The sequence below is a fragment of the Pseudomonas sp. JZ114 genome, assembly GCF_051027705.1.
GTDB classification, from domain to species: Bacteria; Pseudomonadota; Gammaproteobacteria; order Pseudomonadales; family Pseudomonadaceae; genus Chryseomonas; species Chryseomonas luteola.
Window position 1 is genome coordinate 3,384,929 of the sequence record NZ_CP069256.1, and the last position, 20,532, is coordinate 3,405,460.

Here is a 20,532-nt window from a genome sequence, read left to right on the forward strand (position 1 = left end):
AAAGCTCGTGGAGGCAACAACATGCAACTTGGCATTATCGGACTGGGCCGGATGGGCGGAAACATTGCCCGCAGGCTGATGAAAAACGGGCACGAGGTCTTCGCATACGACCGCAGCGCCGACTCCATCGAGACGCTGGCCAAAGAAGGCGCCAAAGCAACAACCGGTCTTGAGGACATGATCCAGCAGATGGCTAAGCCACGCGCGCTATGGGTCATGCTTCCGGCGGGTGACCCGACCGAACAGACCATCAACACCCTGGGCCAGATGCTGGAGCCGGGCGACACCATCATTGATGGTGGCAATACTTACTACAAGGACGACCTGCGCCGCGCCAAGGCGCTGGCCGAGAAAGGTATCCACTACCTCGACGTAGGCACCTCTGGAGGCGTCTGGGGCCTTGAGCGCGGCTACTGCATGATGATTGGCGGCGACAAGGAAACCGTGGACCGCCTGGATCCCATCTTCGACACCCTGGCCCCTGGCTACGGCGACATCGAGCGCACCCGTGGCCGCAACGCCCCGGACGAGCGTGCCGAACGTGGCTATATCCATGCAGGCCCGGCTGGTTCCGGTCACTTTGTGAAGATGATTCACAACGGTATCGAATACGGCATGATGCAGGCGTACGCCGAAGGCTTTGACATTCTCAAGATGCGCGGCTCCGAAAATGTACCGGAAGAAGAACGCCTGCAATTGGATTTGGCAGACATCGCCGAAGTATGGCGCCGTGGCAGTGTCGTTTCCTCCTGGCTTCTGGACCTGACCGCTCAGGCACTGGCTCAGGACGTGGAACTGGAAAAATTCAGCGGATTCGTGTCCGACAGTGGTGAAGGTCGCTGGACCATCGAGGCCGCTATTGAGGAAGCCGTACCTGCCCCGGTACTGACGTCCGCACTGTATGCCCGTTTCCGCTCACGCCAGAAGGCGACCTATGGCGACAAGCTCCTGTCGGCCATGCGCTTCGGCTTTGGTGGGCACGTAGAAATCCCGCAGTAACGCTTTCCGAGCAGGCTTGGAGGTAGCGCATCGAGGCGCACCTCCAGGCAGCCTGTCGCTCTTTTCTACTATGGCTCGACAGGAACGATAATGACGAACCACCCGTATCAACTTATGCTGTCGGATGTCGATGGCACCCTTTTGCGTACCGACAAGCAATTAAACCAAGCCACGATCGAGGCCGTACAGCGCCTGCGTGAGGCTGGAATCGACTTTACGCTGGTCAGCAGTCGCCCGCCACGGGCCATGCATTGGCTGATCGAAGCGCTTGATCTTACCCTCCCCGTCGGCGCCTTCAACGGCGGCACCCTGCTCAAGCCGGATGGCACGCTCTTGCAGGCACACCGTATACTCCGGAATGCCGTGGACAGCGTGTTTGAGCAGCTTGAGGACGAAGACCTGGATATCTGGCTATTCGCCGATAATGAATGGATCATTGCCAATCCAGACAACCACTACATCGGCCATGAGAAAAGAGCCCTGGGCTATGATCCGCTGATCGTCGACCGCTTTGACGACTACCTTGACCGGGTCGACAAGCTGGTAGCTGTCAGTAAGAACCATGATCGCCTCGCCAGCCTGCAACCCGAGCTGGATCAGAAGCTGGGGCAATACGCCCACACCGTACGCTCCCAACCCTACTATCTGGATATTACAGCCGCCCAGGCCAGCAAAGGCCATGCGCTAGTGGCACTGGCGGAGCATCTGAGCATTCCGCTCACGCGTACCGTCGCCATTGGAGACGGTGAAAACGATATTTCAATGTTCAAGAAAGCCGGGCTCTCCATTGCCATGGGACAAGCCGAGGAAGACGTCAAGGCTCATGCCATGCAGATCACCGCCGAAACCGACAGGAACGGTCTGGCCGAGGCCATACACCGATTCATTCTGGCAACAGGCTGATCCACCCCAGGCATAAAAAAAGCCACCTTTCGGTGGCTTTCTTGTATCAGCTATTGGTAGGCGGCGCGGTGAAACGCTCAACGTCCCGCTCATTGGCAGTTTCCGTCACCGTCGACTCCATGGCCTCCTTCAACCCCTGCAGCCGCTTCTTCTCAGCCCGACGCGTGAAATACCACGCGAGGAAGGTAAACAGCGAGACCGCCAGCAGAATCAGGCTGGCAATGGCATTGATCTCCGGCTTCACACCCAGGCGCACAGCGGAGAACACCTCCATTGGCAAGGTGGTTGAGCCAGGGCCGGACACGAAGCTTGCAAGCACCAGATCATCCAGCGATAGCGCAAAGGACATCATTCCACCCGCTGCCAGAGAAGGCGCAATCATCGGGATGGTGATCAGCATGAACACCTTCCAGGGACGCGCACCCAGGTCCATGGCAGCTTCCTCGATAGACAGGTCCAACTCGCGCAGACGCGCCGACACGACTACCGCTACGTAAGACGCGCAAAAGCTGGTATGGGCGATCCAGATCGTGACGACACCCCGATCCTGCGGCCAGCCGATGAACTGTGCCATGGAAACGAACAGGAGCAGCAGCGACAGACCGGTAATCACCTCAGGCATGACCAGCGGTGCAGTGACCAGACCGCCAAACACCGTACGCCCGCGAAAGCGAGGAATACGCGTCAGCACGAACGCCGCCAGCGTTCCCAGGATGACCGAGGAAATCGCCGTGTAGAACGCGATTTCCAGGGAGCGCCCTACGGCGCCCATGAGCTGGTTGTTGTCCAGAAGCCCTGCATACCAGTGCACCGACCAGCCGCCCCAGACAGTCACCAGACGCGAGGCGTTGAACGAATAGATCACCAGGATGACCATCGGCAGGTAGATGAACAACAGGCCCAACACCAACATCAGGTTTGTGAACTTCAGGCTTCTCATAGCTTGCCCTCCAGTTCCTTCGCCTGGTTCCTGTTGAACAGGACAATAGGCACGATGAGGATGATCAGCATGACCACCGCCAAAGCCGAAGCCACCGGCCAGTCGCGGTTATTGAAGAATTCCTGCCACAACACACGGCCAATCATGAGCGTTTCCGGCCCGCCCAGCAGTTCCGGAATCACGAACTCGCCTACTGCGGGAATGAAGACCAGCATGCAGCCCGCGATAATGCCGTTCTTGGACAACGGCACCGTGATACGCCAGAAGCTGGTAAAACGACTCGCTCCCAGGTCGGATGCCGCCTCCAGCAGTGTCAGATCGTGCTTCACCAGATTGGCGAACAGCGGCAGGATCATGAACGGCAGGTAGGAATACACAATCCCCAGATATACCGCAAAGTTGGTGTTGAGCAGACGCAGCGGCTCGTGAATCACACCGATAAACATCAGGAATTCGTTGATCAGGCCGTTGGTGGACAGAAGCCCCATCCAGGCATAGACCCGGATCAGAATGGCCGTCCAGGTCGGCATCATGATCAGGAGAAGCAATACCGTCTGCACATCCTTGCGCGCCCGAGCGATGGCATAAGCCATCGGATATCCGATCAGAAGACAGATCAGCGTACTGATGCCAGCGATCTTGAGCGAACCAAGGTACGCGTCCAGGTATAGCGGATCGTCCGTGAACATCAGGTAATTCCCGAAATTCAGGGCAATATCCAGCTGCTGGTCGGCATAGGTCAGCAGTTCGGTATAGGGTGGAATCGCGACGTCCGCAATGGCGAAACTGATCTTCAGCACAATGGCGAACGGCAGCAGGAAGAACAGGAACAGCCACACGAACGGGACGCCAATAACCAGGCGGCGGCCGTCGAACAGTTTCTTCAGACTCATGATTGCAGTACCACGCCGCTGTCATCTTCCCAGTACACCACTACCGGATCGTCCCACGTCGGGCGTTTGCCCAGGCGCACGGCGTTGGCGATGAAGCACTGGACCAGTTGCCCGGACTCCAGCTTGATGTAATACACCGAATGCCCGCCCAGATAGGCGATGTCATGCACGGTCCCGCTTAGCCAGTTGTAGTTGGGGTGTTCATGGTCTTCCGGTAGGCGGCTGGCCATCAAGAGCTTTTCCGGGCGAATCGCATAGGTCACGCGCTTGTCTTCAGCGCGGGTGCTAATCCCGTGGCCCACGTAGATGTACCGCTCGAGCTGCGGCGAGGCAATGATGGCGTGATCCGCATCGTCCTCGATCAGTTCACCGTCGAACAGGTTCACGTTGCCGATGAACTCACAGACCAGGCGGCTGGCTGGCGTTTCATAGATGTCCATCGGGCTGCCTACCTGAGCGATCCAGCCCAGGTGCATGATCGCGATGCGCTGAGCCATGGTCATGGCTTCTTCCTGGTCGTGCGTCACCATCACACAGGTCACGCCCACACGCTCGATGATCTCCACCAGTTCCAGCTGCATCTGCGAACGCAGCTTCTTGTCGAGCGCCCCCATCGGCTCGTCGAGCAACAGAAGCTTGGGCCGCTTGGCCAGTGAGCGCGCCAGGGCCACCCGCTGACGCTGCCCACCAGAGAGCTGATGCGGTTTACGCTTGGCATACTGTGTCATGTGCACCAGCTTGAGCATTTCGGCCACGCGCTGGTTGATCTCTTCTCTGGGCAGCCTGTCCTGCTTCAAGCCGAACGCAATGTTCTGCTCGACCGTCATGTGCGGGAACAAGGCATAGGACTGGAACATCATGTTGATCGGCCGGTCATACGGCGGAATATTAGTGATGTCCTGCCCGTCCAGGAAGATCCTTCCCTCGGTGGGTTGCTCAAACCCCGCCAGCATGCGCAGCAGCGTGGATTTACCAGAACCGGAGCCACCAAGCAGCGCAAAGATCTCGCCTTTGTTGATGGTCAGTGAAACATCATCAACTGCCACCGTTTCATCGAATTTCTTGGTTACCCGATCGATCTTCACCAGCACTTCTTTGGTCTGCTGAACACCGGTCACGGCTTTTTTAAAGGCACCGGAGGCTATCGCCATTATTTACTCCCCAGGGGTCTTGAAATCCTGCCTGACAGCTACGGCATGAGGTTCTAGAGTCGGTGCGGAAAACCCCTCCGCCCTTCTTGCCCTAGCGCCGACCGTGCCTCTTTTCGCCTTGCTGTCAGCCAGGCATTCAGCCTGACTCAACGGTCAGGCTATCGAATATGGAACGCTATTTACCGGATTTGATCCGGGTCCAACTGCGTGTACTGATCCGCAATATCTGCGGAGGCAGTTCCGCCATCACATACAGCTTGTCCATCACCTCTTGGGGTGGATAGACCGTTTCATCCTGGCGCACCTTCTGGTCCATCAACTCGCCTGACTTGGGGTTGGGGTTAGCGTAACCAACGGAGTCGCTTACCTTGGCAATCACCTCAGGCCGCAACAGGTAGTTGATGAACGCATGTGCCTCTTTCGCATTGGACGCATCCTTGGGGATGGCCAATAGATCAAACCACAGGTTCGCTCCCTCCTTGGGAATGGCATAAGCGATCTTGACGCCCTTTCCCGCCTCCTCGGCACGTGACGCTGCCTGGAAAACATCACCCGAATAGCCAAAGGCCACACAGATATTGCCGTTGGCCAGATCGGAGATGTATTTCGAGGAGTGGAAATAAGTCACGTACGGGCGAACCTGCAGGAGCTTCGCCTCGGCTTTCTTGTAATCGTCAGGATTTGTGCTGTTGGGGTTGAGCCCCAGGTAGTTCAGCATGGCCGGAATGACTTCATCCGGCGAGTCCATGAAGGAAACACCGCACTTGGTCAGCTTCTTGATGTTTTCCGGCTCGAACAGCACTGCCCAGGAGTCGATCTTGTCGGTGCCAAGCACCTCCTTGACCTTGTCGACATTGTAACCGATACCGTTGGTTCCCCATAGGTAAGGCACGCTGTGCTCGTTACCCGGATCGTTGGTCTGAAGCTGCTTGAGCAAAGCAGGGTCCAGGTTCTGCCAGTTGGGCAGCTGGCTGCGGTCCAGCTTCATGAACGCGCCAGCCTTGATCTGCTTGCCCAGGAAATGGTTGGACGGCACTACCACGTCATAGCCGGTCCGGCCGGCCAGAAGCTTGCCCTCGAGGGTTTCATTGGAGTCGAACACGTCATAGACCGGCTTGATTCCGGTTTCCTTCTGGAAATCTTCCAGCGTGGTCTCACCGATGTAATCGCTCCAGTTATAGATGTGCACGACTTTCTCGGCATGGGCCAATGGTGTAAAGGCCAGCGCAGCGGCAGTGGCAAGCAGCGTCTTACGAAGGGAAAGAAACACTCGGTCGTCCTCTTGGTTAGTGGCCAGTCCATACCTGACTGTGCGGCCGATTTCCTTGTGAAGAATCTATGAATGAATACAGGTTTAACGCGACGGCCCTACCATAGGGCTCTTACCTAACCCTGGAACGCATCCGGCAACGGCTAATATGGCCCGCACATGCACGGTTGCAGACATGCGAATTCCCGGCGGCTACCGCCAGTGGCAATAGTGCCTTCACCTGCTTACCGTACGGCCTGCCTGATAACGGGCCGCGTTGATACAGGATGAGCGTGGAAATGTCACGGATAAACTGATTTTTCGTATCGGTACAGCTCACCGAAGCTGCAATCAGATTCGAGCGTGGGTCGGATAATCGCTGCGTTGTATACATGCCCTATCCTTCCAGAAAGCCCCTCCAACAGCTGCCGGAGGGGCCTGCATCACTTATTTGCCGGACTTGATCGTTGTCCAGGCACGGGTCATCGCACGCTGCACCTTGGCCGGCAGGTCCGGGAAGGCGTACAGCTTGCCCATCGTCTCCTGAGTCGGGTAGATGCCCGGGTCGTTGCGAATCTCGTCGCTGACCAGCGGTGTCGCTTCCTTGTTGCCGTTCGGGTACTGCACGTAGTCGCTGATCTCGGCAATGATCTCCGGCTTCATGATGAAGTCGATGAACTTGTAGGCGCCCTCGGTATTGGTAGCGTCCTTTGGAATGGCCATGGTATCGAAGAACGTACCGGCACCTTCCTTGGGAATGTTGTACTTCACCGTCACGCCATTCTTGGCATCAGCGGCACGGGCCTTGGCCTGGGCAATGTCGCCGGAATAGCCGACCGCCACGCAGACGTTGCCGTTGGCCAAATCAGAGATGTACTTGGATGAGTGGAAGTAGGTGATCGACGGACGAATCTGCATGAACAGGTCCTGCGCCGCCTTTAGCTCTTTAGTGTCCTGGCTGTCAGGCTTGTAGCCCAGGTAATGCAGACCGGCAGGAATGATCTCGGTTGGCGAGTCCAGCAGTGCGACACCACAGCTCTTGAGCTTGGAAATATTTTCCGGCTTGAAAATCAGGTCCCAGGAGTCCACCGGGGCGTTGTCGCCCAGTGCAGCCTTTACCTTGTCAGGGTTGTAGCCAATACCGATGGTACCCCACAGGTAAGGAATGGCGTACAGGTTACCCGGATCGCTGACCTCCAGGGTCTTCATCAGCTGGGGATCCAGGTTTTTCCAGTTGGGCAGCTTGTTCCTGTCCAGCGTCTGGTAGACACCGGCCTTGATCTGCTTGGCCAGGAAAGAGTTGGAGGGGACAACCACATCATAGCCCGACTTGCCCGCCAGCAACTTGGCTTCGAGTACCTCGTTGCTGTCATACACGTCATAGACCACCTTGATGCCCGTTTCCTTTTCAAACTTGGCAATGGTGTCTTCAGCGATGTAGTCGTTCCAGTTGTAAACGTGCAGAACCTTGTCGTCTGCCATCGCGTGACCGGCGAAGGCGCCAGCCAGACTGAGTGCGAGCAGTGTCTTGCCAAAAGCTTTCATGCGGAAATGCTCCTAAACAGGGTCGTATAAGTATTCCGGAGGAGGCTTTTCAATCCTCCCCTGGTGCGTCTGGCCAACGCACCGGCGCAGTCTGGCAAGGTCCGGCGCGCGGCTCAAGAGTGCGCCACCATTCCTTTTGATTTTTGCCATCATCCAAGGGTGCTGTTATGTCAGACAAACACCCCTGGACGCTCGTTCTGCTCGCGACTCGTCTTCACTACCGATGCAGGTCAGCAGCCGTCAGGTCCAGGCACTTGCGCACCAGCACCATCAGCTCATCGATCTGCGCGGGCGTGATGACCAGCGGTGGCGAAATGATCATGGTATCGCCCACAGCCCGCATAATCAGGCCATTGCGGAAGCAATGTTCCCGACAGATCATGCCTGCCTCGCGTCCCGTAAAGCGCGCCCTTGTCCGCTTGTCCTGTACCAGCTCCAACGCGGCCACCAGGCCCACACCCCTCGCCTCGCCTACCAGTGGATGATCGGCCAGCGTCTGCCAGCACTTCTGCAAGTAAGGTGCCGTTTCGCTTTTGACTCGCTCGATAATGCCCTCGTCGCGCAGGATACGGATATTCTCCAACGCCACAGCGGCCGCAACCGGATGCCCCGAGTAGGTGAAACCGTGGTAGAACTCGCCGCCCTGGTTGAGCACCTCGACGATCTCGTCCCGCACGATCACACCTCCCATGGGGATATAACCGGAGGTCAGCCCCTTGGCGATGGGCATGAGGTCTGGCGTCATGCCGTAGTGCTGACTGCCGAACCATTCTCCGGTACGCCCGAACCCACAGATAACTTCATCGGAGATGAACAGAATGTCGTATTTCGCCAGTATTTCGCGAATCCGCGGCCAATAGGTATCCGGCGGAACGATTACACCTCCAGCCCCCTGGATCGGCTCGGCAATAAAGGCCGCCACCTTGTCCTCGCCGAGCTCAAGAATCTTTTGCTCCAGCTGATCGGCCACTTGAATCCCGAACTCATCCGGACTCATATCGCCGCCCTCGCCATACCAGTAAGGCTGGTCGATGTGCTCGATTCCCGGAATGGGCAGATCGCCCTGCTCGTGCAAGGCCTTCATGCCGCCCAGGCTCACGCCGGCTACGGTTGACCCGTGATAACCATTCCAGCGGCCGATGATAATCTTCTTCTGTGGCTGCCCCTTGGTCGCCCAGTAATGACGAACCATGCGCAGGACAGTATCGTTGGACTCCGAGCCCGAGCCGGTAAAGAACACGTGGTTCATGCCGTCGGGTGCGATATCTGCAATCGCCTTGGCCAACTCGATAGCTGGCGGGTGCGCAGTCTGGAAGAACAGGTTGTAGTAAGGCAGTTCGCGCATCTGCCGGGTAGCAGCCTGAACCAGCTCTTCACGGCCATAGCCGACATTCACACACCACAGCCCGGCCATCCCATCGAGGATGCGATTGTCATCGCTGTCCCAAAGATAGATGCCCTCGGCACGCGTGATGATGCGCGAGCCCTTTGCATTGAGCTGCTTGTAATCCGTAAAGGGCGGCAGGTGATGGTTCCGGCTGAGTGCCTGCCAGTGCGCGGTACGCTCGCTGACGGTCCTGTCGTTCATAACACCTCCTGGGTTGGAATGCGCCAGCTGTGCTGGCGCGATCAGGTCATACGCTCATCAACAGGAACTCGCGCTCCCAGGAACTGATGACCCGTTTGAAGTTTTCATGCTCGGCGCGCTTGACGGCCACATAGCCCCGCGTGAAGCGTGTGCCCAGGTATTGCTCAATGGTCACAGACTGCTCCATGCGCTCCAGGGCTGCTTCCAGTGTCAGCGGCAAGCGCAGGTTTCGACGCTCATAGCCTCGTCCCTTGACAGGAGCGCTGGGTTCGATGCCTTCGATCATGCCCAGATACCCACACAGAAGGCTGGCGGCCAGCGCCAGATAGGGATTGGCATCCGCACCGGCCAAACGGTTTTCCACACGGCGATTCTGCGGGTCGGAATCCGGCACCCGAAGGCCTACAGTGCGGTTCTCTTCGCCCCACTCCACGTTTACCGGAGCAGAGGTGTCCGGCAGGAAGCGACGAAACGAGTTCACATTGGGCGCAAACAGGGGCAAGGCTTCGGGGATGTATTTCTGCAACCCACCGATGTGATGACGGAACAGCTCGCTCATCGTGCCGTCGTCTTCCGAGAACACCGTCTTGCCTGTCTTCAGGTCCACGACGCTCTGGTGCAGGTGCATCGCGCTGCCGGGCTCACCGGTCATGGGCTTGGCCATGAAGGTAGCCGTGACGTTGTGCTTCAGAGCGGCCTCGCGCATGGTTCGCTTGAATACAATGATCTGGTCCGCCAGATGCAGGGCATCGCCATGACGGAAATTGATTTCCATCTGGGCCGTGCCTTCCTCATGAATCAGCGTATCCAGATCCAGCTTCTGAAGCTCGCACCAGTCGTACATGTCTTCAAAGAGCGGATCGAACTCGTTGGCGGCATCGATCGAGAATGACTGGCGGCCCGTCTCCTGGCGACCGGAGCGGCCTACCGGGGGCTGCAGGGGATAATCCGGGTCATCGCTACGCTTGGTGAGATAGAACTCCATCTCGGGCGCGACGATCGGCTTCCAGCCTTTGTCGGCATACAGCTTGAGCACCTTCTTCAGGATATTGCGTGGAGACAGTTCGATCGGGCGACCCTGCTTGTCGTAGGTATCGTGAATGACTTGCGCCGTGGGCTCGATGGCCCAGGGCACGAGGAAGACAGCGTTCTCGTCAGGCCGGCAAAGCATGTCAATATCGGCCGGATCGAGAAGCTCGTAATAGATATCATCCTCGACATAGTCTCCCGTCACACTCTGCAACAGAACGCTCTCCGGCAGGCGCATGCCTTTTTCATTGATGAATTTCGAGGTGGGCGAGATCTTGCCGCGGGCGATGCCGGTCAAATCGGAAATCAGGCATTCGACTTCGGTGATCTTGTGTTCTTTCAACCACTGGGTGAGCTGGTCAAGCTGGTTAGCCATAAAGACCTCAAGGTTTTGAAAAACCTGCCCGGAAGGCATATGGACTTACCGTCCAGGCAGGATGATACGGCGGTCAAGGACCGCCGTCAGCGCTGCCCGGCCCGCTGTCGGCAGGCATCGCCAAAGGCGTTGAAAATCGCCAGATAATTCGAATTGGAGCGTACCTGCCATTCAGGGTGCCACTGCACCCCAACGGCAAAGACAGAGGCGCCCTCTACGGAAAACGCTTCCACCAAGCCATCCGGCGCCAGAGCCTCGGCCCGAAGACCTGGTGCGAGACGCTCGACGCCCTGCCCATGCAGGGAATTGACCTGGAACTGCTCGGGCAACCCCAGGCGCTCGAATACACCGCCCGGCTGAACATGAACGGCATGACTGGGCGCATACTGCACGTCAAGCGGATCATCCGGTCGCTCGCGGTGGTCGGCAAACGGGCCGGCCTCATGCACCTTCTGATACAGGCTGCCGCCCATTGCCACGTTCATCTCCTGAAATCCGCGGCAGATACCGAGCACAGGAACACCTGCATCCACGGCCGCCCGAATCAGCGGCAGAGTAGTACGGTCGCGATCAGGATCATGGGCGGTGCCCGGCGCACTGGGAGGCCCTTGGTAGTGATGCGGCTCCACGTTGGAAGGCGAGCCGGTAAACATCAATCCATCGAGACGTGCAAGCAAGGTGGGCTGGTCAAGCAGGTCAGCCAGCGCGGGAATGACGAGTGGCAGACCACCCGCTCCGGTCACGACGGCACGCAGATACTTGTCGCCGGCGATGTGGAAGGTATGCAAACCGATCTGCTTGGTGCAGGCGGTCACGCCGATCAACGGCAGGCACGACATGGGACACCCGTTACGTTTGCCATGGTTGGATGAATTGGAGAGTAGTCTTGTTCATTTTTTTCCACAACCGTTCTTTCAAGACCGCTCATGCGGTTCGCACATTCTCTTTCAGCCGGCGTGTTACGGGGTCTCAAGCGAAGCCCTGTGCCCCAATGAAAGGCCTTGATGAGGCCTTCGAGCACCAATAACGAGCAAAGTTGACTTTAGGTCCCCTTTCGGATTGACTCCTAGGTGAAGTCCCCGCTGATTGATATTTTTAACAACTATAGGTGTTGCATCATGTCGGTACCCCCGCGTGCCGTTCACTTGAATGAAGCGACCGACTTCCTCCAGGCACATCCTGAAGTGCAGTTCGTCGACCTTCTGATCTCGGACATGAACGGCGTGGTGCGTGGTAAACGCATCGACCGAAACAGTCTGCCCAAAGTCTTCGAAAGAGGAATCAATCTACCCGCCTCACTCTTCGCCCTCGATATCACCGGCTCCACCGTAGAAAGCACAGGCCTCGGCCTTGATATCGGTGACGCCGACCGCGTCTGCTACCCCATCGCCGGTACGCTCTCCATGGAGCCCTGGCAGAAACGCCCCACCGCACAACTCCTGATGACCATGCACGAAATGGAAGGCGCGCCATTCTTCGCCGATCCTCGCGAAGTGCTGCGTCAGGTCGTTGAACGCTTTACCGAGATGGAACTGACGGTCGTCGCGGCCTTCGAGCTTGAGTTCTATCTGATCGATCAGGAAAACATCAACGGCCGGCCCCAGCCGCCCCGCTCGCCTATTTCCGGCAAGCGCCCGCAGTCCGTTCAGGTTTACTCCATCGATGATCTCGACGAGTACGCCGATTGCCTGCAGGACATCATCGACGGTGCCCGCGCCCAAAATATCCCTGCCGATGCCGTCGTGGCCGAGTCGGCTCCCGCGCAGTTCGAGGTCAACCTCAATCACGTGGCCGACCCGATCAAGGCATGTGATTACGCAGTGCTGCTCAAGCGGCTGATCAAGAACATCGCCTACGACCATGAAATGGACACCACCTTCATGGCCAAGCCCTATCCGGGACAGGCAGGTAATGGTCTGCATGTGCACATTTCGCTGCTGGACAAGAATGGCAACAATATTTTTACGAGCGAGGATCCCGAGCAGAACGCCGCGTTACGTCATGCCGTCGGCGGTGTGCTCGAGACCCTGCCCGCCTCGATGGCCTTTCTATGCCCCAACGTGAATTCCTATCGTCGCTTCGGCTCGCAGTTCTACGTACCCAATGCACCGAGCTGGGGGCTGGATAACCGCACTACGGCACTGCGTATTCCCACCGGCACACCTGATGCCGTACGCATCGAGCACCGTGTAGCGGGTGCTGACGCAAACCCCTATCTGCTCCTGGCAGGCGTGCTTGCGGGTATCCATCATGGCCTGATCAATAAGGTCGAGCCTCCGCCAGTAACTGAAGGCAACTCCTACGAGCAGCACGAGCAAAGTCTGCCGAACAACCTGCGTGATGCCTTGCGGCAACTGGATGACAGCGAAATCATGGCGCGATACATCGATTCGAAGTACATCGATATCTTCGTGGCTTGTAAGGAGCATGAACTGGAAGAATTCGAGCACTCCATCTCGGATCTCGAATACAACTGGTACCTGCACACCGTCTAGCACGTCGGTTGTAGACAACGTCCGTTCGTCCTCGCCGGGCGGCCGTTGTCTGTTTACGAGAACGACGTCACACTTTGCAGCTTTTCGTACCGTCCTGGCCTTAGTTCCACGGAAGGTCCCATGATGGAACACAAGGAGTTTCCATGCGAAAGCTGCTCATGGCACTGGCCATTCTGCCCCTGCTCGCACAGGCCGAAGAGGTTGTGCACGTCTATAACTGGGAGGATTACATTGACCCTCAGGTCATCAGTGATTTCCAGAAGGACACCGGCATCCGTGTCGACTATCACACCTTCAGCACTTCTGAGGAGGCGAATGCCCTCTTGGATGGCGACACGCCGATCGATGTGTATGCGCCTTCCCATGACGAGCTCAAGCAACTCATCCGGGAAAACAAGCTGCAAAAACTCAACACCCAACAGCTGCCCAATACCAGCAAGCTCGATCCCTATATTTCGGGCATTCTGAATTCCGTGGATCCGGGCAACCATTATGCAGTCCCCTACCTATGGGGCGCAGTAGGTCTGGCAATCAACGTTCCCAAGGCGCAGGAAGCCTTTGGCGGTCCGCTGCCGGAGAGCTGGAGCGTGCTGTTCGATCCCGAGCAGATCAAGCGCCTTTCCAAGTGCGGCGTCAATCTGCTCGACGACCCCATCTATGTCTCATCAATCATGATGAACTATCAGGGCAACATTCCCGAGCGCAGCTCTCCCGCGCAGATGGAAAAAATTGCCAAGGACCTGATGAGCATTCGTCCCTACATTCGCTCCATAGACAACGATGCCGCCATCGATGGTTTCAGGAATGGCCAACTGTGTGTCGCCATGGTGTACAGCGTAGGCGATGCCATTAATGCACGTAAGGCAGGCCAGCCGGTCAGCTATGTCGTACCGCAAGAAGGCACGTATGTCTTTGTGGATACGCTGGCTATCCCCAGCAAGTCGCGCAATGCGGAACTGGCGCATCGCTTCATCAACTATGTGATGAGTGCTCGTTCCCTGGCCCGCATTACCGAAGAGACGTCTTATCCAAATGCCAACCCTGACTCGATGAAGTTGCTTTCGCCTGAACTTCAGAAGGAAAATGCACTTTACCCCAACGGGGCGTTGCGCCGTCGCCTGTTTGCTCTGGTTCCGCCACCTGCCGAGACTCGTCAGACATTCGAAGGTCTCTGGCAGACATTCAAGCAGGCCCACTAAGTCTTAGAGGGAATCAACAGGCAGGCTACCCCCTGGATGGGCCGTATCAGGTTCTGGCAAGGCGCGGTAATACGGCGTGTCCGTACAGGCATTGTCAGAACCTCATCACCTTTGCGACCCAGGATACCGGTAGAGTCATGGCCCGAACCCCCAGCCCACGCAAGGCGCGCAGCAGCAGCCGCCAGCGAATCGAGCAGATTCTGACAGCGGCTCGGCACATGCTGATAGATCAAGGGCCTGCACGCCTGAGTATCTATGGCATCGCCGAAAGGGCAGACCTTCCGCCTTCCTCGGTCTATCACTTCTTTCCCAGCGTTACCGCACTGCTCGAGGCTCTTACCCAAGAGGCTCATGCAGCGTTTCGCGCCTGTCTTCAGGCTTCCGTCGACCATGACAGCCTTAACGACTGGCGTGATCTGTCGCGGATCGTCGAAGCACGCATGCTGGAAGTATATGAACAGGATGCCGCGGCCAGGCAATTGATCCTGGCCAATCACGGCCTGACCGAAGTAGTCCAGGCCGACCGACAGCATGACACCCGGCTGGGCGAGCAGCTTCAGGCCCTGTTCGCAACCCATTTTCATCTGCCGCCTCTGCCAGACGATATCGACGTCTTTACTCTTGCCATGGAGTTGGGTGATCGCATCTACGCAAGATCCGTACAACAGCACGGCGGTATTACGCCTCGCTGGGCTGCAGAAGGCCACCGGGTTTTCGATGCCTACCTCAGCCTTTACCTTCCTCCCTATCTGCCCAAGCGAAACACGCCCCTGCCAAACGACTTAACAGTTGCCCAATAAGCCGATAGTTATCCGTCCAGTTATCGCATGCCGTAATGGTATTGCTTAAATTCATTTTTAAGTCGGATATTTATCCGTTATAAAGCACGCCTTTGCCTGTCGGCATAACGGCCAGCCAGTAATGGCACTCGAATCTGCTACCGTTAACGGGATATCCCGCTCATTCGCGACCGTTGCCTGAACCTGTACGACCTACCCCTTCGATGGAGAATCACAATCATGAGTCTGCTCGCCTCGACACCCCGTGCTGAAGGCTTCCGTATGCCCGCGGAGTGGGAGCCCCAAAAGCAGGTCTGGATGATCTGGCCCGAGCGTACCGATAACTGGCGCCTGGGTGCCAAGCCAGCCCAACTGGCCTTTACCGAAGTCGCACGAGCCATTGCACGCTTCGAGCCGGTCACCGTTGGTGTTTCTGCTGCTCAGTTCGACAATGCCTGTGCACGACTCAACCACCCGGCCATTCGTGTCGTCGAGATCAGCAACGATGATGCCTGGGCGCGTGATACCGGCCCGACTTTCGTCATCAACGATCAGGGGGAAGTGCGCGGTGTGGACTGGACCTTCAACGCCTGGGGCGGGCTGGTTGGCGGGCTGTATTTCCCCTGGAAGCGGGATGATCAGGTCGCCAGTAAAATCCTGATGATGGAAAGCTGCCCCCGCTACCGCACTGAGGATTTCGTACTGGAAGGCGGCTCTATCCACGTCGATGGCGAAGGCACGCTCATCACCACCGGCGAGTGCCTGCTCAACCGCAACCGCAATCCGCATCTGTCCCAGCGTGAGATCGAGGCGATCCTGAGTGATTATCTGGCTGTGGATAAGGTTATCTGGCTGCCGGACGGTTTGTATAACGACGAAACCGACGGTCATGTGGATAACTTCTGCTGCTACGTGCGTCCTGCCGAAGTGCTGTTGAGCTGGTGCGACGACGAAAACGACCCGAACTATGCGCGGTGTCGCGCGGCGCTTGAGGTATTGGAAACCAACACGGATGCCAAAGGCCGCAAGTTCACCGTCCACAAAATTCCAACGCCCGGCCCGCTGTACGCGTCGGATGAAGAATACGAAACCGTAGATGCCTCGGTGGGCAGTCAGCCACGCAAGTCAGGCGAGCGTCTGGCGGCCTCGTACGTCAACTTCCTGATCGTCAACGGTGCCATCATCGCACCAACGTTCGATGTCCCGGAGGATGCCGAAGCGCTGGACGTTCTTCAGCGCTGCTTCCCCGAGCGCGAGATCGTCCAGGTCCCAGGCCGCGAGATTTTGCTGGGCGGTGGCAATATCCACTGCATTACCCAGCAGCAGCCTGCCCCCAGAGCGCGAAACTAAGCACCACGCGTACTGTGGAATAAAACCGGAGCCTCCCGCCAGGCTTCGGTTTTTTGTGAACATGTCAGGCGGTTCATATACAAACCGCCATCACGCATGTGATAACCCTGAATTGTCCTCTCGGATGTGCTGTCCATACCCCTACCGCGCTCCATAAGGAGCTTATCGGCAACTGGATCGGTGGACCCATCACATGAATATCCTTCTCGTACTGACGTCCCATGACCAACTAGGCAATACCGGTAAAAAGACCGGCTTTTGGCTGGAAGAGTTTGCGGCACCTTATTATGTATTCAAGGACTCAGGCGCTACGCTGACCCTGGCGTCACCCAAAGGGGGCCAGCCGCCTCTGGACCCCAAGAGTGATGAGCCAGAGGCGCGCACCGAGGCGACAGAACGCTTCCGTAATGATCCCGACGCACAGGCGGCTCTCGCCAATACCGTGCCGCTCGCGAGCGTCAAGGCGGATGATTACGACGCTGTTTTCTATCCCGGAGGCCATGGGCCGCTCTGGGATCTGTCTGAAGATCAGGACTCCATTGCGCTGCTGGAAGCCTTTTATGCGATGGGCAAACCCACCGCCCTGGTTTGCCATGCACCCGGCGTGCTGGCCAAGGTCAAGACTGCTGACGGTGAGCCTCTGGTCAAGGGCAAGCAGGTAACCGGTTTCACCAATACCGAAGAGGAAGCGGTTCAACTCACCGACGTCGTACCCTTCCTCGTGGAAGATATGCTCAAGGCCAACGGCGGCCTGTACAGCAAAGGGGCTGACTGGGCGCCTTACGTGCTGACTGAAGGTAATCTGATAACAGGCCAAAACCCCGCCTCTTCGGAGCCTGCGGCCAAGGCCGTGCTGGAACAGCTCTCTCGCTAAACCCGTAGAGCCTTCTGCAAAAAGAAAATGCCGCCTTCCCAAAAGGGAGGCGGCTTTTCCAGTCTACGTACCATCATAAAGGATGGTCTTATTCACGTCTTAGAGCAGCGGAATCGAATAGCTCAGCATCAGACGGTTTTCATCCTGATCGCGGGTGTTGGCGACATCGTTACGCCATACCGCGTTACGCCACTGAATGCCCAGCCCTTTCAAGGTTCCGGTAGGCACGGTATAACCCAGGGTAAAGTCCCGCTCCCACTCGCTCGGATTGCTGCCAGCCGCCTCGATATGGTCTCCCTTCAGATAGACCACACCTGCCGTCAACCCCGGCACGCCCACTTGGGAAAAGTCATACGCGTAGCGCACCAGCCAGGTCCGCTCACCGGCACGCGTAAAGTTCTGATTCTGCGAGAAGGTGATCAGGTATGGCGTAGCACCATCTCCCTGGTTCAGGAAGGGAAAGTTACTGTCCCCGTTGATGACCTGATAGCCACCGCCAAAGGTATGGCCGGCCACGCTGTACAGGAACTGACCGCTGTACAAATCGTTATCGACCTTGCCCTTGGTTACGCCGCTGCCGTAGTAGCCATTGGAGTAGTAGTCCGGATTATGTCCATTGGCACCATCGTCGGTACTGTGGAAATAACGCAGGTCACTCTTAAGCACACCCGGACCGATCTGCCAGTCATGCACCAGACCCAGGAAATGCTGCTTGTAGTAATCTTCAAGGTTGGCGTAGTAGTAGCTGACCGTCAGGTCCTTGGTCAGCTTGTAGTCACCCCCCGCAAAGTAGAACGTGTTGCTGCGCTCGGTGCCGCCGAGAATGCGCAGGCTGTCCATGTTTGAAGAGTTACGCGCCTTGGAATGCTCCAGGCGACCGGCATTCAAGGTCAGGCCTTCGATTTCCCTGGAGGTGATCATGCCGCCTTCAAAGGTCTGTGGCAGCATGCGGCTGTCATTGTAGGTCACCACCGGCAGCGTTGGCATAAGTGTGCCGTAACGCAGCTCGGTCTTGGAGATACGAACCTTGGCGGTCAGTCCCAGCGTTGAAAAGTTATCAACGCCAGTGCCGTGCCCGTTATCCGGGAACACACTGTTGGCATCAGTCCCATGCGTACCCTTGCCCGAGTCGAGCTTGAGACCCAGCATGCCCAAGGCATCGACGCCAAAGCCGACCGTACCCTCGGTGAAACCGGATTGATAGTTGAGCATGAACGCCTGCCCCCACTCCTCTGCCTTGGAAGCAGACTTGGGCGCAGCCGAGTCACGGTTATCCTGATTGAAATAGAAGTTACGTAACGTAAGGGTAGCCTTGCTGTCTTCCAGAAAGCCCGCGGCATGGGCAGCGCTGTTCAGGGTCAGGCCAAGGCAGCCGGCAGCAATGGCTGCGGCGAGAGGTTTTACGTTCAAAAGATGCTCCACAACTAACAACAACAAGAGCGGCTGTTAAGGCACACGTACGGCCGCACGGCTAGGCCGGCAAGAGAGCGGGTAGATCGAGGTTGGCTTTATAACGCCTTGTGTTTCCACTCCCTGGAAGATAAGGCCGTTCACTGACGCGTCCCTTGTCGGCGGCGCAAAACTAAATGTAAAAAAGTGTTTCGTCCATAACAAAGTGCCATCATTTCAGGCAAAACACTTTTTCACCGGAAGACTTGAATATTCAGAAAAATTCTTTTCTGCCAGGTCCAGGCTTGATAAGGCTTGCCGTGTAACGACAAGCCTCTCAACCTCATCAGAGCAGTGGAATGGAGTAGTTGATAATAACGCGCGTTTCATCCTGATCACGCTGCCCGGGAAAGCCCGGCCGGTACATGGCATTTCTCACCGTAAGACCCACACCCTTCAAGACTCCTCTGGGCACCGTATACGACACGGTAAGATCACGCTCCCATTCGCTTCTGTCACCTGTTTGATAACGGGCATTATCACCATGCCAGTAAGCAACACCGGCATTGAGCCCTTGTACACCTACGTTTCCAAAGTCGTACGCGTAACGGACATGCCAGGTATCCTCACCCGCATGGATAAACTTGCCAATCTGGGCATTGGTGATGGTGTACAGGGTCTTGCCGTTACCTTGCTCAAGGTAGGGGAAGTCACTGTTACCTTCCAAGCCCTGATACCCCGCACCCAGCGTATGCCCCGCTACGCTATAGCTGAACATGGCACTGTACAGGCGGTTGTCGATTTTGCCCTTCACAGCACTTCCGCCATCGTAATACCCGTTGGCATAGTACGCAGGCTCATGCCCATTGGCGCCGTCGCTACGGCTGTCGAAATACCGTAGATCCGTTTTGAGCACACCAGAGCCTAGCGGCTGGCTATGTAGCGCGCCCAGGAAGTGCTGTTTGTAGAAGTCTTCCAAACTGCCATAGTAATACTGGAGCGTCAGGTTTTTGGTGAGCTGGTAATCAGCCCCCGCATAGCGAAACTGGTTGCTGTCCGCTTTGGATCCGGCAATGGAAATCGACTCATAGTTGCTGGAGTTACGGTCTTTGACGTGTTCGATCTGGCCTGCAATCAATGTGAGGTTATCGAACTCTTTCGAGGTGATTTGCCCGCCCTCGTAGGTTTGCGGCAACAGGCGCCCATCGTTGTAGTTGACCACAGGGAGCTTGGGCATCAGCGTGCCATAGCGCAGCTCAGTCCTAGACATACGAACCTTGGCGGTCAATCCCAGGCTACTGAAATCATCCGTGGAAGCGCCATCGCTTTCGCGGGGAAACATGGTTCCTGGCTGGCGGCTGCCTTTGCCGATATGACTGCCGGAGTCCAGTTTCAGACCCAACATACCTATCGCGTCTACTCCAAAACCTACCGGCCCCTGTGTGAACCCGGACTGATAGTTGAGTATGAACGCCTGTCCCCACTCCTCGACCTTGGAAGGGTCCGTTGCCTTGCCGCCGCTTCGGTAGTCGGAGTTGATGTAGAAGTTACGCATGGACAGCGTAGCCTTGCTGTCTTCAATAAAGCCGCCTGCTTGTGCGGCCGTATGCAAGGAAAGCAGCCCGATGGCAGTCACCAGGGCAAAAGGGGAGGTATTCAAGGTGTGCTCCAACGCAATAACGACTTCTTGCAGCGCCGGAGCGCTACAACGCTTAGAGCAAGAGGTTGGTATTGGATGGGCTGCCTTACCTCCTGCCGGAGGCGGCAAAACTA

General features: G+C 57.1%; 17 protein-coding genes. 7 read left to right on the forward strand and 10 right to left on the reverse strand.

Going from position 1 to position 20,532, the window contains the following annotated elements; all coding sequences use genetic code 11:
* Positions 1–21 precede the first annotated feature (21 nt).
* Positions 22–999 (forward strand): phosphogluconate dehydrogenase (NAD(+)-dependent, decarboxylating), encoded by a 978-nt coding sequence (gene gnd, locus JQR90_RS16020; protein ID WP_010795654.1) that lies wholly within the window; start codon positions 22–24, stop codon positions 997–999.
* A 90-nt stretch (positions 1,000–1,089) separates the two neighbouring features.
* Entirely contained in the window at positions 1,090–1,902 is an 813-nt protein-coding gene (locus JQR90_RS16025) for a Cof-type HAD-IIB family hydrolase (RefSeq protein ID WP_010795655.1), read from the forward strand.
* Positions 1,903–1,948: 46 nt separating this feature from the next.
* On the opposite strand, the gene JQR90_RS16030 is transcribed toward JQR90_RS16025, so the two are convergent.
* From JQR90_RS16030 to JQR90_RS16065, 8 genes are all read right to left on the reverse strand, one after another.
* Complete coding sequence (locus JQR90_RS16030; RefSeq protein ID WP_010795656.1) at positions 1,949–2,842, reverse strand: ABC transporter permease subunit; 894 nt, start codon at positions 2,840–2,842, stop codon at positions 1,949–1,951.
* Positions 2,839–3,735, reverse strand: a complete 897-nt coding sequence (locus tag JQR90_RS16035) for an ABC transporter permease subunit (protein WP_010795657.1) — start codon at positions 3,733–3,735, stop codon at positions 2,839–2,841. The genes JQR90_RS16030 and JQR90_RS16035 overlap by 4 nt, the downstream gene beginning before the upstream one ends.
* Positions 3,732–4,886, reverse strand: a complete 1,155-nt coding sequence (potA, locus tag JQR90_RS16040) for a polyamine ABC transporter ATP-binding protein (protein WP_010795658.1) — start codon at positions 4,884–4,886, stop codon at positions 3,732–3,734. Before potA ends, JQR90_RS16035 begins: the two co-directional genes overlap by 4 nt.
* 175 nt (positions 4,887–5,061) lie before the next feature.
* Entirely contained in the window at positions 5,062–6,132 is a 1,071-nt protein-coding gene (locus tag JQR90_RS16045) for a polyamine ABC transporter substrate-binding protein (RefSeq protein ID WP_051370210.1), read from the reverse strand.
* 450 nt (positions 6,133–6,582) lie between these two features.
* A complete protein-coding gene (locus JQR90_RS16050; protein ID WP_010795661.1) occupies positions 6,583–7,680 on the reverse strand; it encodes a polyamine ABC transporter substrate-binding protein in 1,098 nt (365 codons plus the stop codon).
* Between the two features lie 217 nt (positions 7,681–7,897).
* A complete protein-coding gene (locus JQR90_RS16055) occupies positions 7,898–9,268 on the reverse strand; it encodes an aspartate aminotransferase family protein (RefSeq protein WP_010795662.1) in 1,371 nt (456 codons plus the stop codon).
* 46 nt (positions 9,269–9,314) lie between these two features.
* Complete coding sequence (locus JQR90_RS16060; protein ID WP_010795663.1) at positions 9,315–10,673, reverse strand: glutamine synthetase family protein; 1,359 nt, start codon at positions 10,671–10,673, stop codon at positions 9,315–9,317.
* 86 nt (positions 10,674–10,759) lie between these two features.
* Positions 10,760–11,512 carry a gamma-glutamyl-gamma-aminobutyrate hydrolase family protein gene (locus JQR90_RS16065; RefSeq protein WP_010795664.1) on the reverse strand — a complete coding sequence of 251 codons (753 nt, stop codon included), beginning with the start codon at positions 11,510–11,512 and terminating at the stop codon, positions 10,760–10,762.
* A 279-nt stretch (positions 11,513–11,791) separates the two neighbouring features.
* Between JQR90_RS16065 and JQR90_RS16070 the strand changes: the two genes are divergently transcribed.
* From JQR90_RS16070 to JQR90_RS16090, 5 genes are all read left to right on the forward strand, one after another.
* Complete coding sequence (locus JQR90_RS16070) at positions 11,792–13,168, forward strand: glutamine synthetase family protein (protein WP_010795665.1); 1,377 nt, start codon at positions 11,792–11,794, stop codon at positions 13,166–13,168.
* Between the two features lie 143 nt (positions 13,169–13,311).
* On the forward strand, positions 13,312–14,367 hold the full coding sequence (locus tag JQR90_RS16075) for an extracellular solute-binding protein (protein WP_010795666.1): 1,056 nt from the start codon (positions 13,312–13,314) through the stop codon (positions 14,365–14,367).
* A 137-nt stretch (positions 14,368–14,504) separates the two neighbouring features.
* Positions 14,505–15,167, forward strand: a complete 663-nt coding sequence (locus JQR90_RS16080) for a TetR/AcrR family transcriptional regulator (RefSeq protein ID WP_010795667.1) — start codon at positions 14,505–14,507, stop codon at positions 15,165–15,167.
* Positions 15,168–15,386: 219 nt separating this feature from the next.
* Complete coding sequence (gene aguA, locus JQR90_RS16085; protein ID WP_010795668.1) at positions 15,387–16,496, forward strand: agmatine deiminase; 1,110 nt, start codon at positions 15,387–15,389, stop codon at positions 16,494–16,496.
* 193 nt (positions 16,497–16,689) lie between these two features.
* Positions 16,690–17,370 carry a type 1 glutamine amidotransferase domain-containing protein gene (locus JQR90_RS16090; protein ID WP_010795670.1) on the forward strand — a complete coding sequence of 227 codons (681 nt, stop codon included), beginning with the start codon at positions 16,690–16,692 and terminating at the stop codon, positions 17,368–17,370.
* A gap of 99 nt (positions 17,371–17,469) precedes the next feature.
* Here the strand turns inward: JQR90_RS16090 and JQR90_RS16095 are convergent, their stop codons facing one another.
* Both JQR90_RS16095 and JQR90_RS16100 read right to left on the reverse strand, forming a co-directional pair.
* Positions 17,470–18,780: an OprD family porin gene (locus JQR90_RS16095; RefSeq protein ID WP_010795671.1), complete on the reverse strand. Its 1,311-nt coding sequence runs from the start codon at positions 18,778–18,780 to the stop codon at positions 17,470–17,472.
* 325 nt (positions 18,781–19,105) lie between these two features.
* Complete coding sequence (locus JQR90_RS16100) at positions 19,106–20,419, reverse strand: OprD family porin (RefSeq protein WP_434140115.1); 1,314 nt, start codon at positions 20,417–20,419, stop codon at positions 19,106–19,108.
* Between the last annotated feature and the right edge of the window lie 113 nt (positions 20,420–20,532).

Coding starts and splice junctions, on each gene's coding strand:
- JQR90_RS16025 (WP_010795655.1), top strand. CDS start 1,090: ATGACGAACCACCCGTATCAACTTATGCTGTCGGATGTCGATGGCACC.
- JQR90_RS16030 (WP_010795656.1), bottom strand. CDS start 2,842: ATGAGAAGCCTGAAGTTCACAAACCTGATGTTGGTGTTGGGCCTGTTG.
- JQR90_RS16065 (WP_010795664.1), bottom strand. CDS start 11,512: ATGTCGTGCCTGCCGTTGATCGGCGTGACCGCCTGCACCAAGCAGATC.
- JQR90_RS16035 (WP_010795657.1), bottom strand. CDS start 3,735: ATGAGTCTGAAGAAACTGTTCGACGGCCGCCGCCTGGTTATTGGCGTC.
- JQR90_RS16090 (WP_010795670.1), top strand. CDS start 16,690: ATGAATATCCTTCTCGTACTGACGTCCCATGACCAACTAGGCAATACC.
- JQR90_RS16050 (WP_010795661.1), bottom strand. CDS start 7,680: ATGAAAGCTTTTGGCAAGACACTGCTCGCACTCAGTCTGGCTGGCGCC.
- gnd (WP_010795654.1), top strand. CDS start 22: ATGCAACTTGGCATTATCGGACTGGGCCGGATGGGCGGAAACATTGCC.
- JQR90_RS16080 (WP_010795667.1), top strand. CDS start 14,505: ATGGCCCGAACCCCCAGCCCACGCAAGGCGCGCAGCAGCAGCCGCCAG.
- aguA (WP_010795668.1), top strand. CDS start 15,387: ATGAGTCTGCTCGCCTCGACACCCCGTGCTGAAGGCTTCCGTATGCCC.
- potA (WP_010795658.1), bottom strand. CDS start 4,886: ATGGCGATAGCCTCCGGTGCCTTTAAAAAAGCCGTGACCGGTGTTCAG.
- JQR90_RS16060 (WP_010795663.1), bottom strand. CDS start 10,673: ATGGCTAACCAGCTTGACCAGCTCACCCAGTGGTTGAAAGAACACAAG.
- JQR90_RS16075 (WP_010795666.1), top strand. CDS start 13,312: ATGCGAAAGCTGCTCATGGCACTGGCCATTCTGCCCCTGCTCGCACAG.
- JQR90_RS16055 (WP_010795662.1), bottom strand. CDS start 9,268: ATGAACGACAGGACCGTCAGCGAGCGTACCGCGCACTGGCAGGCACTC.
- JQR90_RS16070 (WP_010795665.1), top strand. CDS start 11,792: ATGTCGGTACCCCCGCGTGCCGTTCACTTGAATGAAGCGACCGACTTC.